At 63.6% G+C, this 15,184-nt stretch carries 17 protein-coding genes, 1 pseudogene and 1 other annotated feature; of the genes and pseudogenes, 5 read left to right on the top strand and 13 right to left on the bottom strand.

What is annotated here, in order from left to right; genetic code table 11:
• The first annotated feature begins 7 nt into the window (after nt 1-7).
• The gene (gene merA, locus PC39_RS10450) at nt 8-1,657 is read left to right on the top strand and encodes a mercury(II) reductase (protein WP_353253329.1); all 1,650 of its coding nucleotides are present in this window, start codon (nt 8-10) and stop codon (nt 1,655-1,657) included.
• Here merA and arsB read toward each other — a convergent pair.
• The 13 genes and pseudogenes from arsB to PC39_RS10385 form a co-directional block, all read right to left on the bottom strand.
• Nucleotides 1,617-2,764, bottom strand: a pseudogene (gene arsB, locus PC39_RS10445) (ACR3 family arsenite efflux transporter). The gene merA and the pseudogene arsB sit on opposite strands and share 41 nt — an antisense overlap.
• A complete protein-coding gene (locus PC39_RS10440; RefSeq protein ID WP_353253328.1) occupies nt 2,761-3,207 on the bottom strand; it encodes an arsenate reductase ArsC in 447 nt (148 codons plus the stop codon). Before PC39_RS10440 ends, arsB begins: the two are co-directional and overlap by 4 nt.
• A 17-nt stretch (nt 3,208-3,224) precedes the next feature.
• Nucleotides 3,225-3,608 (bottom strand): metalloregulator ArsR/SmtB family transcription factor, encoded by a 384-nt coding sequence (locus tag PC39_RS10435; RefSeq protein WP_353253327.1) that lies wholly within the window; start codon nt 3,606-3,608, stop codon nt 3,225-3,227.
• 250 nt (nt 3,609-3,858) lie between these two features.
• On the bottom strand, nt 3,859-4,863 hold the full coding sequence (locus tag PC39_RS10430) for an NHL repeat-containing protein (protein WP_353253326.1): 1,005 nt from the start codon (nt 4,861-4,863) through the stop codon (nt 3,859-3,861).
• 125 nt (nt 4,864-4,988) lie between these two features.
• Nucleotides 4,989-5,456: a DoxX-like family protein gene (locus PC39_RS10425; RefSeq protein ID WP_353253325.1), complete on the bottom strand. Its 468-nt coding sequence runs from the start codon at nt 5,454-5,456 to the stop codon at nt 4,989-4,991.
• Nucleotides 5,457-5,546: 90 nt separating this feature from the next.
• Entirely contained in the window at nt 5,547-6,086 is a 540-nt protein-coding gene (locus tag PC39_RS10420; RefSeq protein ID WP_353253324.1) for a heavy-metal-associated domain-containing protein, read from the bottom strand.
• Between the two features lie 23 nt (nt 6,087-6,109).
• Complete coding sequence (locus PC39_RS10415; protein WP_353253323.1) at nt 6,110-6,958, bottom strand: hypothetical protein; 849 nt, start codon at nt 6,956-6,958, stop codon at nt 6,110-6,112.
• Nucleotides 6,959-7,187: 229 nt separating this feature from the next.
• A complete protein-coding gene (locus PC39_RS10410; RefSeq protein WP_353253322.1) occupies nt 7,188-8,306 on the bottom strand; it encodes a permease in 1,119 nt (372 codons plus the stop codon).
• Between the two features lie 131 nt (nt 8,307-8,437).
• Nucleotides 8,438-8,758, bottom strand: coding sequence for a four-helix bundle copper-binding protein (locus PC39_RS10405; RefSeq protein WP_353253321.1), 321 nt, complete (start codon nt 8,756-8,758; stop codon nt 8,438-8,440).
• A 119-nt stretch (nt 8,759-8,877) separates the two neighbouring features.
• Nucleotides 8,878-9,270 carry a heavy metal-responsive transcriptional regulator gene (locus PC39_RS10400; RefSeq protein ID WP_353253320.1) on the bottom strand — a complete coding sequence of 131 codons (393 nt, stop codon included), beginning with the start codon at nt 9,268-9,270 and terminating at the stop codon, nt 8,878-8,880.
• On the bottom strand, nt 9,261-9,524 hold the full coding sequence (locus PC39_RS10395; protein ID WP_353253319.1) for a hypothetical protein: 264 nt from the start codon (nt 9,522-9,524) through the stop codon (nt 9,261-9,263). Before PC39_RS10395 ends, PC39_RS10400 begins: the two co-directional genes overlap by 10 nt.
• Before the next feature lie 138 nt (nt 9,525-9,662).
• Nucleotides 9,663-9,786, top strand: a sequence feature (AL1L pseudoknot).
• A gap of 39 nt (nt 9,787-9,825) precedes the next feature.
• Entirely contained in the window at nt 9,826-10,395 is a 570-nt protein-coding gene (locus PC39_RS10390) for a VapC50 family PIN domain-containing toxin (RefSeq protein WP_353253318.1), read from the bottom strand.
• Between the two features lies 1 nt (nt 10,396).
• Nucleotides 10,397-10,852 carry a helix-turn-helix domain-containing protein gene (locus PC39_RS10385; protein ID WP_353253317.1) on the bottom strand — a complete coding sequence of 152 codons (456 nt, stop codon included), beginning with the start codon at nt 10,850-10,852 and terminating at the stop codon, nt 10,397-10,399.
• A 506-nt stretch (nt 10,853-11,358) separates the two neighbouring features.
• Between PC39_RS10385 and PC39_RS10380 the strand changes: the two genes are divergently transcribed.
• The 4 genes from PC39_RS10380 to PC39_RS10365 are packed head-to-tail and all read left to right on the top strand — an operon-like array spanning nt 11,359 to nt 15,182.
• A complete protein-coding gene (locus PC39_RS10380; RefSeq protein ID WP_353253316.1) occupies nt 11,359-13,173 on the top strand; it encodes a ThiF family adenylyltransferase in 1,815 nt (604 codons plus the stop codon).
• Complete coding sequence (locus PC39_RS10375) at nt 13,128-13,718, top strand: Mov34/MPN/PAD-1 family protein (RefSeq protein ID WP_353253315.1); 591 nt, start codon at nt 13,128-13,130, stop codon at nt 13,716-13,718. Before PC39_RS10380 ends, PC39_RS10375 begins: the two co-directional genes overlap by 46 nt.
• Before the next feature lie 49 nt (nt 13,719-13,767).
• Nucleotides 13,768-14,952 carry a tyrosine-type recombinase/integrase gene (locus PC39_RS10370; RefSeq protein ID WP_353253314.1) on the top strand — a complete coding sequence of 395 codons (1,185 nt, stop codon included), beginning with the start codon at nt 13,768-13,770 and terminating at the stop codon, nt 14,950-14,952.
• Between the two features lie 2 nt (nt 14,953-14,954).
• On the top strand, nt 14,955-15,182 hold the full coding sequence (locus tag PC39_RS10365) for a hypothetical protein (protein ID WP_353253313.1): 228 nt from the start codon (nt 14,955-14,957) through the stop codon (nt 15,180-15,182).
• Nucleotides 15,183-15,184 lie beyond the last annotated feature (2 nt).

The following is a 15,184-nucleotide window of genomic DNA, read 5'->3' as shown; positions in this document are numbered from 1 at the left end:
TATCCTCATGCAACGGACCCTCGCCATTACCGGCATGACTTGCGAGCTTTGCGCGCGCACCGTTGAGGCCGCGCTCAATGAACTGCCCGGCGTGCACGCGGAGGTGTCCTATCCCGCGAGCTGCGCACAGATCGAGCTGGCAAATGGCGCGGACGAGGCCGCGTTGATCGAGGCGGTACGCGCGAAAGGCTACGACGCCCGGCCACTGGATCAGGACCAGGCCTACGCCGAGCCCCCGGCCGCGGTGGGCGGCGACGGCGATGGTCTGCACATCGCGATCATCGGCAGCGGCGGCGGTGCCTTCGCGGCCGCCATCCGCGCCGCCGAGGCCGGCGCGCGGGTGACCATGATCGAGTCCGGCGACGTCATCGGCGGCACCTGCGTCAATGTCGGCTGTGTGCCCTCCAAGATCCAGATTCGAGCGGCCCAGCTTGCCCAATATCAACGGGAAAACCCTTTCGCGGGACTGGCCGATCACGCGCCAGCCATCGATCGGCAGCGTATCGCCGCTCAGCAGCAGGAGCGGGTCGCTGAGCTGCGCCAGGCCAAATACCAGAAGATTCTCGACGACAATCCCGCCATCACCATGCGCCGGGGCCGCGCCTGTTTCGAGGACGCCCACACCCTGCTTATCGACTTGCATGGTGGCGGACAGGAGCAAATCACCGCCGATCGCGTACTGATCGCCACCGGCGCCTCGCCCACGATTTCGCCGATCCCCGGTCTGGCGGACGCACCCTACTGGACCTCGGACGAGTCCGTGTTCAGCGACGAGACGCCCGAGCACCTGCTGGTCATCGGCTCGTCGGTGGTGGCGGTCGAACAGGCCCAGGCCTTTGCCCGCCTGGGCTCGCGGGTAACTCTTCTAGCCCGCAGCACGCTGCTGTCGCGCGAGGATCCGGCTCTGGGTGCGGGCCTCACCGAGGCCTTCCGCGCCGAGGGCATCGATGTGCGCGAGCACACCCAGACCCGTGCAGTTCGTTACGAGTCGAATCAGTTCGTGCTGGATACCGGGAACGAAGTCATCCGTGGCGACCGGCTGTTGGTGGCCACTGGCCGCAGCCCGAACACCCGCGACCTGGCCCTGGAGCGGGCCGGCGTCGAGACCGACGATCGCGGTGGCATCGTCGTGGACGAGCGCCTGCGCGCGTCCGCCGAGGGCATCTACGCTACCGGCGACTGCACGAATCTGCCGCAGCTTGTCTACGTGGCCGCTGCTGGCGGCACCCGCGCGGCGGTGAACATGACCGGCGGCGAGGCCAGGCTTGATCTGTCCGCGATGCCGGACGTGATCTTCACCGAGCCGCAAGTGGCCACCGTGGGTTTGGACGAAGGCCAGGCACGGGTGCGCGGCATCGAGATCGAGACCCGCAGTCTGGACCTGGAGAACGTACCGCGCGCCTTGGCCAATTTTGAGACCCGTGGCTTCGTCAAGTTGGTCGCCGAGGCCGGCAGCCATCGTCTGCTGGGCGCGCAGATACTGGCCCCCGAGGCCGGCGAGATGATCCAGACAGCGGCGCTGGCGGTGCATCACGGCATGACCGTCGAGACCCTGGGCGATCTGCTGTTCCCCTACCTGGTTCATGTCGAGGCGCTCAAGTTGTGTGCCCAGACCTTCACCAAGGACGTCGAGCAGCTGTCCTGCTGCGCGGGTTGAGTCGCCAAACGCTTGTTCCGGAAGCGGCCGGTTCGGTCGCGGGTGCCACAGGGGCCTTAACCGGTCCGGTATACAACCGACGTCGGAAGAAAAGCGCTACGTGGACTAAGCCGATAAGCACCGGCACCTCGACCAGCGGTCCCACCACGGCCGCGAAGGCTACGCCCGACTCGATGCCGAATACCGCAATGGCCACCGCGAGGCGAGTTCGAAATTGTTGCCCGAGGCGGTAAAGGCCATGGTCGTGCTGCGGCCGTAATCCGCCCCCACTTTGTAGGCCATGAAAAAGCTGACCAGAAACATCAGCGCGAAATACAGCGTCAGCGGGAGGGCGATGCGTATCACATCCAACGGCAGGGCGACGATGGTCTCGCCCTTGAGCGCGAACATGACCACGATGGTAAACAGCAGGGCGACCAGCGTCAGAGGCGAGATGGCCGGCAGAAATCGGTCTTCGTACCAGGTCTCGCCTTTGGCACGCGTCAACAGCGCGCGGCTGAGAAAGCCAGCGGCAAACGGGATGCCTAGGTAGATCATCACGCTGGAGAAGATTTGCCCGACGGTGACGTTCACGGCCGCCCCCTCCAGGCCGAACCAGGTGGGCAGCACAGTCACGAAGACCCAGGCGTAGGCGCCGAAGGTAAGGATCTGGAAGATCGAGTTCAGTGCCACCAGCCCGGCCGCATACTCGCTGTTGCCCCGAGCGAGTTGGTTCCACACCAACACCATGGCGATGCAACGGGCGATACCCACCAGAATCAGACCGACCATGTATTCCGGATAGTCGTGCAGGAATAGCACCGCCAGCGCGAACATCAGCGCCGGCCCGATCAGCCAGTTCTGCACCGCCGACAGGCCGAGCACTTTTGCGTCGCCCAGCACCTTACCCATGAGGTCGTAACGGACCTTGGCCAGGGGCGGATACATCATCAGGATCAGCCCCACGGCGATGGGCAAGTTGGTGGTGTCCACCTCGAAGCGCTGAATGAAGGCGGGCGCACCCGGCACGAGCACGCCGATCAGGACACCCGCCGCCATCGCGGTGAAAATCCAGACCGTCAGGTAACGGTCGAGAAGGCCCATTCTACGACTAACGGACTCGCTCATTCGCTCGCCTCCGGTTGCCGTAATGCTTGCGGCAAGGTTTCGATGTAGTCGCGGATTTCATCGCGGACGCGGCGGTAGGGCGCGAGCGCCTCTTCCTCGCTGGCGGCGCCGGCGGCCAGTTGCGGTGGATCCTGAAACCCACGATGCCGCATCGGCGCGCGCCCTGGCAGCACCGGGCAAGTTTCTGCTGCGTGGTCGCAGACGGTGACCACATAATCCAGGGCCGCCGTATCCAGTTCGTCGACGTGCTTGGCGCGCTGGTGGGAGATGTCCACACCGAGCTCGGCCATGACCGCCACGGCTCGAGGGTCGAGGCCCTTGGGTGTCACACCAGCCGAGTAGGGCTCAATTGTGTCGCGCTTGAGAAAGCGCGCCCAGCCCTCAGCCATTTGCGAGCGGCAGGCGTTGCCGGTGCACAGGAAAAGCACTTTCAGCTTGGGCACGATAAACCCGTCCGATCTCAGTTACGGCAACGCTGGCTGGGCCGATCCGGCATGACGGCCAGGCGCCGTCGATCCTCGCGATAAGGCGCAAACGAGACTACGCTCGTGCAGGCGGCATCGAGTATCGTGCCAATCCATTTGGCTATGGCGGGCGCGATACGGTAGTGAATCCAAACCCGCTCGCGCCGGTCCGCCACCAGTCCAGCGTCGCGCATCAAGGCTAGGTGCCGCGACATCTTCGGCTGAGAAACCTCCAAAGCAATGGTGAGCTCGCAGACGCACAGCTCGCCCTCAGCGTGTAGCAACACCAGCGCGCGCAAGCGGGTCTCGTCCGCGAGCAGGCGGAAGATCTCGGGTGGTGTCAGCGTTGTTCGTTCGTCGTTGACCGCCTGTGCCCTCATGGTGTTACCTCGTTGCCGTGGCGGCCGATGGCGCAGATGAGTCACGGCGTCGGATGCCTGCATAATACGATCCATTATATGCGAATTAGCATATATATGGAAATCCCGATATATAAAAATCGCTCGGTAGAAGCTTACCAATGCGTCAATTCGAGAGCTGAGTGCTGGCCAGAGTGCCCAGCACGCCAGGGACCGCCAACAGTACACGCTTCAGAGTAAAGCAAGCAGCGGCAGTACGAAGTCGACGCGTCTAAGACGCCTCCCTCACGGATAGAATAATCACGCGATCGTTGGCCAAGTCGGTGGCGTAGACGCGCTGGCCGTCGGGCGAGACGGCCAGCTGCATGGGGGCGAACGGCCCGCCCCGGCGGTGCGCGAGCGTGTAGTCGGTAACGAAGCGGCCGCGCTCGTCCAGCATGACGACGCGGTAGTTGCGGGCATCGGCGACGTGAGTCCAGGGTTGTCCGGCGCCGAATGTTGCCCCGGTGGCCTCGCCGAAGCCCCCGGTTCCATCCCAAGGCAGCGGCCAGAGCCACAAGGCATGCCAGCCCCAGGCGGCCCGTGCCCGGCCATCCGCCCCGAACAGCTGCACCCGGTAGTTGTAGGCATCGGCGACCAATACCCGTCCCTCAGCCGTATCGACATCGGTCGGGTAATCCAGCGCCCCTAACCGCCAGTGGCCTGGGTGCCCCACTTGACGGAGGTAGGCCCCGTCCGGGCCGAATACCTTGATCACTTTGTTGTAGAAGTCGGCGACGTAGATGTCGCCATTAGTATCGACTGCCAGCCCGTTGGGGCTGTTGAACCGGGTCTCGCCGCTGCCGGAGTCGCCCCATTCGAGCAAATACTCTCCGTTCTCGGTGAATTTCTGGATGCGGTCCTGGTTGTAGTCCGCGACATAGATATGGCCCTGGGGTCCGACCGCCACGCCGGTGGGCAAGGCGAACTGCCCCGGGCCGTCGCCGTTTTGCCCGAAGGTGCGGACGACCCGGCCCGAGGGGTCGAAGACCACCACGCGCTGGTTGGCCGCGTCGGTGACCAGGACGTTGCCGTTACGGGGATCCACGGCGATGCCGTACGGCTGGTCGAGCGGCATGCCCTCGGCCTGCGTCCAGTAGCCCGTAAAGCGGTATTGGGCCTGATGGGGAGACAAATCCATACCCCAGCCCCACAGCAGATAGGCCCCGCCCAGCAACACCAGGGCCGTGGCAAAGACCGCGCCGGTCGTCATCAGAGAGATCGCCAAACGTCTCATTCACTGGCTCCTTTTGTTTACCCGGACAGGGCAGCGCTGACCGCCCGGCCGCTGCCGGTCGCATCGCAGCGGCATGGCTTGTAAATCTTGCGTCGCGGCTCCCAGTCGGGCTGTCGGATCTCTGCCTACCCTGTTAGCCAGGCGCCGCTGCCTACCAGAAGCAGGGAGGTCGCCGCGATGATTGACCAGACCGCCCAGAAGTAGGCCCGGGTGTGACCCGGCTCGGCCGACCCTTCGATCTCCAGCTTCCAGATGGCGTAAAGCGCTGCCAGCAGCACGAGGTTCTTGACCACGAATTCGCCTTCCATCGTGAGGAAGGGAAAGCGACCCAGGAACACGGCCGACGGTACCAGGATTAGGGTCCTGAACGTGCCGAGGAGATGGATGATGGCGGCCAGCAGCGTCCAGCGTTTCCGTAGACCGGCGAGAAACAGGATCCCGACGGCGACCTCGAAGAACGCCAGGCCGCAGTACAGCGGAACCGCAATGAAGGGGGATAGGCCTCCCCGACCAAGGGTACCGCCGGACTGATATTGAGCAGTTTCAGTGCCCCGAACCAGAGGTAGACGCATCCCAGTGACCAGCGGAGCCATTGGGAAGGTGTCGCCAGGGTGTCCAGCCGTGCCGCGACCCGGCCGAGGCCGGATTTCATCGCGGTGTGATCGATGCTGACCATGGCGGGATCATTCGGACACGCCGGTCACGTCCCGGGCCTGCAGGTGCTGGACTTGCTCCGTTCCGGCGGGGACCCGCGCGGTGACGAGGATCCGGCTGCCCTCGGAGAACGCCTGCAACCGTTTGCTGAGCGCATCCCGCGCATCTTTGGCGATCTCGAGACGGTATTCCTGGCCGCTTTCAGTGGTCAAAATGACCTGATCTCCGTCCCGTTTCAGGGCGCCCGCGACCCGGGCGGTGGCCGCCATCGGCTTGAACCCGCCTTTGCGAATCACGTCCCGAATCTGTTCGAACGTGACCTCGTTTCCGGGGGCCAGGGTCAACGTCCCCATGGCGTCGTTCAGGCTCACCTGAACGTCCTCCACACCGTCCAGCTTCCGCAGACTCTTCTGCATGCCGTAGGCGCAGGGCGCGCAATCCATGCCCCGGATCTCATGCTGCACCTGGCGTAGCGAGGCGGCCGCCGGTGTGGATGCCAAGGCGACGAGCAGCAATGACACGAGGCCCAGGTGGGGCCGGTGTGTCCATCGTTGTGCATTCGCAATCATGACCATGCCTCCTGTGAAAAAGCTCAGAACCAAACCACGAAATCCAGGGTCGCGCGGACGGTCTCGTCCGGCTGGTCGCCGTTGAGATCCTCGTGGACCGGGAACAGTACCCCGGCCTCAGCCCCGTACTTGCCGAACAGCCCGAGCACGGACGGCCCGGCCAGGACGACAGTCCCGCCGCTGTCCTGCAGCTCCCGGCCATTCCGTTCGTCCCGCTCGGGGAACTCGGCTACCGTCTCAAGGAAGAAGCGAAGGTCCGGCTTGGGGTAGTCCTGCTGGAAGAGGGGCGGGCGATAGCCGATGGCGCCGGTCAGGTACGGCAGACCGCCGAGACGGTCGTTGCCGCGCTCGAAGTAATGCTGGTAGCCGGCGGCGGCCCACCAATACCAGGTCCGGGACGCGTAGCCCGTCGCCAGGGCCGCATTCACCGAGGGCCCGACACCGATACCGCCGCGCTCCTCGTCGATCGGGACCGCCGTATTGATATAGAAGGTGCTTTCATATCTCTGGCCCTCACCTGGATATTGTTTGTGGAAGCGCCACCACAGCCCGCCTTCCACCTCGCTGAAACCGCCCATCATGACCTGGCCGCGGGTGCGCGGCGGGTTGTCGGCCTTCAGGTCGTTGGAGCCGGCGATCAGGGGAAACGAAAGGCTGGCGGTGAGATCCTCGGTGATGCCGTAGGCCAACATCTCCCGGAACATGAAGGCTTCGTCCTCCTCGGTGGTGAGGTTCATCATCGTGGTGTCGCTGCTCCAGGCGCCCTGGCCGAGCGTCGGCGTGCCGAGCGCAAAGGCGGGCCCATGGCCGGCACTGAATGCGGGGCTAGAAATCAGCGCCCATAACCCCGCCAGCAGTGCAAGCCGCCGCATCGCCGTATTTCTGTTTCTCATACACATGATCCCCAGCCGTTTTTCTCCGATGGGTGGAACGCTACTACCTGGAGTTGGCTCTAGGTCAAGAGGATATGTGGAAAATGCGCGAAACCGGGCACCGCCCAATCCATGGAACCCGCGCCGCTTGGGGGACGGGTTGCTCAGCTCGAATCGGAAGATTCAGAAGCTCAAGCGGCGCCTGTCCGGGCCCGGGTCCACTTGGGCACTACTCCGATGTGTTGGGTAGCGAAGCCGTGTGTCTGAGGATATAGAGCACGCCGGTGCCGAGCAGCGCGAGCACCGTCATGACCAGTGTGAAATCGAATTTGACCTCCAGAAAGCTCATGAGTCCCTCCGCGCTAAGGCGTGGCGGGATCCAGCCGAGCGCGCTGAATAGCTGCTCCATCAGCACCGCGCTGGTCACCATGGTCAGGAAGAAGATCGCGAAGATGTAGACGGCCGCCTTCCTGCCGAAGAACTTCTTCCACAGGTTCATGATCGGGATCGTGATTAGGTCGGCGTAGATGCAGGCGATCACCCCGGCGAATGACACTCCCGAGGCCCACAAGGCGGCCGCGAAGGGCACATTGCCGATCGAGCCGATGAAGCTAGCCACGCCCGCGAGCACGCCCATAACCGCGTTCTCGGCGATGCCGATCGGCCCGGTCGGTTCCAGAAACAGGGTGGTCCAGAACGCTGTCGGCACAAGGGCAACGATGAAGCCTGCGATCAGGAAGCCGAACAGGGCGCTCTTGTAGATTTTGCCCAAAGTGTGGAAATAGTTGTGGGCGATGCGTTGCCAGCCTTCGATCGTCGTCAATTGCTGGCGCCAGTCTGCCCGGGTGGCGACGCTGCGCGTGAATACCACCGGCGGGGGATCCTTCCGGAACTGCTCTCGCAGGCGGGTGCGTGCCTCTTCAAACATCCGCTTCGGCAGCGTCAACCGCACCAAGACGTACATGATACTGATCAGCAGAAAGCCGCCCAGCAGCTCGGCCAGCAGGAACTGCCAACCGAGCAGGGCGTAGATTAGGATGCCCAGCTCGATCACCAGGTTGGTCGACGCGAAGCTGAAGGCGAACGAGGCTTCGGCGGAGGCGCCTTTCTTGAACAGCGTCTGGGTGATGCTCAATGCCCCGAAGGTGCAAGCGGAGCTGGCGACTCCAGCCGCGGTGGCCTTGCCGGTGGTGAGCAGGTCGCGTCCGCCCAAGATATCCGCCAGCCGGTCCTGGTCGATCAGGGTCTCGATCAGAGCCGTCAGCATGACGCCGAATAGAATCGGCCACAGGGCCTTGTAGAACAGGCCCAGGCCAATGAGCAGGCTTTCAGCGAGTGCGTCGATCATCGGTCGATCTCGGCGTTGGCCGAATGTCGCATCGCGATTCGAGGATAAACGGCGCGACGTCCCGGGCTGCGGTTAGGCCGCACGCGCGGGAAGGGCCAGCGGGGCGCTAGGCCCCCGCTGGCAGACCGGTATCAGACCACCGCCCGGCAGGCCTCGGCACAAGTGCGGCAGGCTTGCGCGCACTCCTGGCAGGGCTGCTGGTCATACTTGGCGCACTCTTCGGCGCAGGCCTCGCACATCTGGGCGCAGTAGCCGCAGATTAGGGCGGCCTGGGTCGAGCCACGCGCCATTGATCGCGCGCAGGCCTGGCAGATATCCGCGCACTCGAGGCAGATGCGTAGACATTCCTCCATGCCCTCCTGCTCAAGACAGCAGTTCACGCATGTTTCACATGCCCGAACACAGGCGAGGGCGGACTCGACACAGCGCTCGTCGTATCTCAGCTCGGTCATAACGACCTCCTACGGGTTTTCGGATGAAGCTCCACGATCGCATCGCGATCGTTTTCCCCTCGCTTGCGGGCCGCATCCTATGATCTGGAGTCGGCTCCAGGGCAAGCTAGGGGTGCCCCTTACTCCCCTCCGAGGCTGTCGATGATCGGGCAGCCGTCCTGGCTGGTGCGGCACAAGTTGAGCAGAAGCTCCAGCTCGCGCTTGAGCCGGTCCAGATCGGCGAGTCGCTGCTCGATCTCGGCGAGCTTTTGCTCGGTCAGGTGTTGTACTTCGGGACGCGGGACCTCGGGCGTATCGCGCAGCGCGAGCATCTGCCGGATCTCCTCCAGGGAGAAGTTGCAGGCCTGGGCGCGGCGGATGAAACGCAGCCTGGACAGGTCGGCATCGTGGAAGCACCGCCGACCGCCGGGATCGCGTGCCACCCGGGGCAGCAGCCCGATCTTCTCGTAGTAGCGCAGGGTGTCGATCGACAGGCCGGTCGATCTCGACGTCTCGCCGATGCTCATCCGCATGGTGTCCTCTCGCGAATCCGGTGGTGCAGCGCCCCGAGATCCAGCGCCCCCTGCTGGATCAATTCGCCGTCTAGCACCAGGGCTGGCGCCCGTTGGATACACAGATCGACGGCGCGGTCGAGATGCTGCAACACGTCTCGTTGCACCAGCTCGACCGTGTCGCCGAGCGGCCAGGCAGCGAGCGCTGCCGCCAACTGCTCCCGAGCCGACGAGCAATGGGGACAATATGGCGCGGTGAACAGCTCCAGGCGCATGCGTATCCAGCTTAGCAGCATGGCCGGCGGGCGGGCAGACCCCCCTGAACCGCCCTGAGATTCCCAGAGGCTCCATTTCTTGCAGAGGATGGAGTCATGAACACGACGAAGCGATATTCCGCAGAGGTGCGAGGCCTCGGCTTTGCCCAGGCGAAGCTCGACCGCTGATACAAGTGATGGTGGCGTTTATCGACGACCACCGCGAACTCTACGGTGTCGAGCCGACTGGTCCGAGATTCAGGGAGCTTCCTGGAGTCCACCGCTTTCTTGCTACGGTTCGATCGATCTCCCAAATTGGAATTCATAGAAAATTACGCCAACCGCGCAGCGTCTCGGCGGTCGCTGGGTAGCCGCTGGCGGCGAGATGAGTCAGGTAGGCATCGACATCGTAGGGTGGATTGTGCAGTCGCCCACGGATCAACCGGACGGCTTCGCAAACTGTCGCTTGTGCCAAGTCGCACTGGTACGACACGAAGGCATCGGGGTGGAGGGCCTCAACATCGTAAGGCGCCAGCGCCGCTTCGGGAAAATCCTTTAGATTGAAGGTCACGATCGCATCGGCACCGGCGCGAAGCGCCGCAGCGAGGACGTGGCGATCGTCGGGGTCGGGTAAATGCAGTCCCTCAATCAGGGGTTCGTAACCGGTGACCCGAGCGTCATCCACCACTCGGTCCATCAACTCACGCGTGCGGGTGAGGGCCGCGTCCGATAGCTCGGGCCGCTTGGCTTTGAGGTTGCGGATCCATTCGTCGTGAATCTCCTTGGTCCAGTGTGCCCGGAATAGACCGGTGGTGGCCAGCTGCACCAATAGGTCACGGGACGGCGCGGGATACAGGACATTGGCATCGAAGATGACGGTGAACCGGGACACGTCAATAGCCCATGTCGTGATCCACAGCGATAGCCGTCAATTCCTCGAGGTCGCGTTTTTGCTCGGCCCTGCGCCGTTCTTTGTGGTCGAGTAGGTCGCTGACCAACACCCGACGATGGGTGCCGACCTTGCGATAGGGGATTTCGCCTTTCTCCAGCAATTTCACTAGATACGGCCGCGAGACATTGAGCAGGTCGGCGGCCTCCTGGGTAGTCAATTCCGCGTGCACGGGCATCAGCGTAATCGCGTTCCCGCTGGCCATCTCACTGAGGATGCGCAAAAGCATCTTGGCCGCTGACGTCGGCAATTCAAACACGCTGGAGCCCGCCCCATCGCTCATGCGCACGGTGCCGTTCGGCTGCTCGAGCAGCTGCGCCAAGGCTTGGCTGGCTTCTCGGGCTTGTGCCGACTCGTCGCTGGACGGCAACTTCAAGTCGTCATCTGGGTAGCGCGTCATGGCGTACTCTGTTTCTCATCCATAGCCGCAATATACGAAACAATCGAAATAAACGCAACAACTCCGCTGAGTCTGGCCGGGAGCAACCAACCCAGGTTACTCATCGGCCGGAACCGCCGTGGCCGACTGACGCCAGCCCGTGTGCCGCCGGGTCGCGCGAAGCCAGGGTTACCGGCCTTTCGATGAACGTTCACGATGAACCGCCGATTGGCCATCACAATCGCCTTCGGTCACGTGTTGCAACGACCGGTTGAATCCGCTGCCGTCAGTCACTTGAACCACAAGATATAGTGCGGTATGTTATTAATGAACCGATATGTAGCGGATGGGTGGACCAATGCTTGGTAGACCTAACGATCCCGGTAACAAGCCTCCCGAGAATCCCGGCCAGGGCGGCGGCCCGCCTGAAGGCGTGCCGCCCGGCCCGCCAGGCGACGTCCCGCCGGGACCGCCCGAACCACCGGAGCCGCCGCCGCGAAAGGTTGGTTAAGAAGGTCGGTTAACGGGTGTTTGATCCGCCCAGTGTTCAGGATGTGCTCGACGAGTTGGGCGCTTTCGAGCCCTCCTGGGAGAAGCGATACCCTGGGCGTCTGCACCACGAAATCAAAGTACTGCTGAGCGCGGACATTCGGCCTGAGCCTAGCCCCGAAGCCATCCAAGCCGGGTTGCTCGGCATTCAATTCGACTGGCCCCTGGACGCGACAACAACACTGCGGCTGGGGGTTGTATATCCGCACGAGTTCCCGGAGATGCGCCCGCAGGTGGCGCTGATATCGGGGCTCGATCCCGTGCCCGACCGTCATGTGAGCCCAGTTGAGGGCGACCTGTGTCTGCTCGGTCGGGACACGAGGCAATGGCAATCTCGCTGGACCTTATGCGAGCTTCTTCAAATGCAGCTTGAGACAACGTTGCGGGGAGGTGGCGACGAGGATCCCCAGGGCGAACCGGCGGAATATTGGTGGAACGGCCTCGGCATACGTGGCGCCTACTGTCTTGTCGACAGTGCGTGGGATTTGGGTTCGGTCGAAGAGGGCTACTTAGAGCTTCGCTACACCCTTAAGCCACCCACTGTTATGCCAGCGCTCGAGCGGGGATCAAATGTGCCCCTGCTTCGCGCAGCAGTGACGAAGGTTCTCGACCACCAAAGGCGTGTCGTGCACTGTGCAACCGGGCCTTTGCCCAAGGAGATCGCGGACGACGGTAAGGCAGCCTTTATTCCGTGGGCGCGTTTGCACGACACACTGCTGCCACGCGGCAGGGCGGGGTGGGGATCGCAAATGGCGCAGCTGCAGCAAGAGCGCGATTGGCTTCGCCGCAACCGTCGCCCGGCGATCGCAACGCACCGTCGTCGCATCGACTTGTTTGCGATCGCGTACCCCATGGAAATCGCGGCAGAAGAAAAAGCGGTCGGGTGGACGCTGTTTCAGCTGTCCGACAAGCCGAATACCCCGAAGCAAAGGGGAAAGCGTAAACGCCAAAAGCCTGACCAGAATAAAGCCTCCATCGTGCCTGTCTATCGCGCCGGCGACCACGATTTGGGGTACCGTGTGCCGGCCGTGCGTCAACTGCGCGAACGATGCATGGTCATCGTTGGTGTCGGGGCGGTCGGTGCACCCCTCGCGGTGGAATTGGCGCGCAACGGTTGCCGCACCCTTCATCTCATTGAGTCCGACATCGTCGAGCCCGGCAACAGCGTGCGCTGGCCATTGGGGGCCTCGTGTTGGGGCCTGCCCAAGGCCCAGGCCTTGAAGCAGTTTCTGGTATCCGAATACCCCGCAACATCGGTGGAAATCCACCCATGGCAACTCGGGCTGCCCGATCCAGCAGTCGGTTGCGGGCAGGGGCCAGATTTGGACGATCTGTTAACAATAACCGACCTCGTGATTGACGCCAGCGCGTCACACGGTGTGGTGAGCTACTTGGCGCAGCGTTGCCGTGCCCACGACCGCCCATTGATCAGCTTGTTCGCGATGCCTAATGTCCACGGCGGTGCTGTTGTCCGCCACACCCCGACCGGCGGCTGCCCTAACTGCCTGCTTTGCGCATGGCATGACCAGGAGATCGAGCCGCCGCCGGGCTACCGTGAAGACGATTCGCTGCGCCAGCCGCCGGGCTGCGCGGAACGCACGTTTATGGGGGCCAGCTTTGACCTTCAGGAGCTGTCGTTGCAGACCGCGCGGCTCGCGCTCGAGACGCTGGAGCAGGGCAGTGCCGGCAACTCACTCGTGCAGACCCTAAGCTTAGTGGATCAGGATGGACGTCGCGCGCCGCCATCGTGGCACGTCGTCGACCTGCCACGACACCCGAGCTGCGGGTGTTGAACGCCTCTACGGAGAGGCCGACCGATACCGCGGCATGGATCCCGGCAAGCATCCTGCAGGCGTGCCGCGACGAGGCGAATGCCAAATTCCCACTCGAGACCGGCGGCGTGTTCATGGGGTACTGGTGCCCGGGCAAAGGCCCCGTGGTCACGGCCTTGATCGGCCCGGGCCCCGCTGCAGTCTACGAGCGACGTGCCTTCGCGCCGGATCAAGCTTGGCAAACGGCGCGTATCGCCGAGCATTACCAGGCATCCGGACACCGAAAAACCTATTTGGGGGATTGGCATACTCATCCGAGTGCCCGGCACGGCGAGTTAAGCCACACCGACCGGGGCGTCTTATGTTGCATTATCGACACGCCGGCAGCCCGCTGTCCGAATCCGCTCATGGGCATCTGGGCAGGTGACCCCGAAGTGGGGTGGCGACTGCACCTGTGGTTGGCGACCAGGCGACGTCGTCGGTGGTTTCGGCCGGTCCTAACGGTGACACAATTGGCGTTCCACATCGTACCGGACGGGGAGCGTAATGTCGCCATTCATTCGTGATTACGCCTATAATCACGAATGAATTTTGCGGCCGAAAGGGCGGTCAAACATGGGCCTGTCACAACGCTTTCTCGCCCCCGCGTCTCACAATCCCACCTGGGCGATTCCGGCCGAGCTCGACGGCCGCAACGGCGGCAACCGCACGTTCGCATGCCAACCGCTGATCGGCGCCACCAACGACCTCGAGGCGATCGCGTGCTGGCTGGCGGAGTTCGCCAACACGCCGACCACGTTTCGCAACTACCGCAAGGAGGCCGAGCGCCTGGTCCTGTGGGCCACCCAGGAACGGGGCGTGGCCGTATCCGACTTGTCCCGCGAGGACCTGCGGGCATACCAGGCATTTTTGGCGGATCCGCAACCCCGCGAAGTGTGGTGCGGCGGCCGGGCGCCGCGCACGAGCCCGGCATGGCGGCCGTTTCGTGGGCCGCTTGGCCCGAGCAGCCAGGCCCAGGCCCTGACGATCCTCAATGCGATGTTTGCCTACCTGGTCTCGGCCGGGTATTTGGCCGGCAACCCGCTGGCGTTGGCACGCGGCGACACGGCCAAGCTGCGTCAGGCCAAAGCCACGCGTGCCACCGTCGAGCGCTTCCTCGAACACGAGATCTGGGCCTATCTGTTGGAGTTTATTCTGGCGTTGCCGCGCGAGACGCCCACCCAACGGGCGCGGGCCGAACGCACCCTCTATGTCTTCTCACTGCTGTACTTGATGGGCCCGCGCGTGAGTGAGCTCGCCAATGGCCGCATGGGCGATTTCGAGTTGCGGCGGGGCAAGTGGTGGTGGCGCATCAAGGGCAAAGGCGGCAAGACCGAGCGCGTGCCCGCGAACAGCGATGTGCTGGCCGCTTTATCACGCTACCGACGGTTTTACCACTGGCCGGCCATGCCGGAACCCCACGAGGATCGGGCGTTGGTCCTGGATCTGCGGGGACAAGCGGGCATCAGCGCCGACATGATCTATCGCATCGTCCGCGACACCTGCCGGCGAGCCGCGGCCGTGTTGGCCCGTTGCAACGCAGCCCAGGCGGCGAAGCTCCGCCGGGCGACCACCCACTGGCTGCGGCACACGGCGGTCACCCACCAGGCCGACCGCGCCATCGAGCTCCGGTACCTCAATAAGAGCGCGCGCCACGCGAAACTGGAGACAACGGGGATTTATCTGCACGCCGATGAGGACCAATGGCACCAGGCGATGGAACGGCATAGGCTTGGCAGAATGCCCTCAGAAGGGAGCTAGCGATGTCCAAATTGGACGCAGTGAGGGAGCGGGTAAAGCTATACCGGGACCTGACAATCGGCTGCGTGATCGTTGCCGGTGGCTATTTCACGGCCTTCTTTATCGTCGGGCTTGCCGAGAATGCCCGGGAGTATGCCATCGGTTGGGCGCTCATCCTGGCAGTGTTGGTAGGTGCGCTGTGGTGCGGCCTAAAGTTCTATAAGCATCTCGATCAACTCGAGAGGCTATAAAA

This window comes from Salinisphaera sp. PC39 (genome assembly GCF_040361335.1).
In the GTDB taxonomy this organism is placed as follows: Bacteria; Pseudomonadota; Gammaproteobacteria; order Nevskiales; family Salinisphaeraceae; genus APNM01.
The sequence above is the reverse complement of the archived record's forward strand: the minus strand, read 5'-3'. Positions and strand labels throughout refer to the sequence as shown.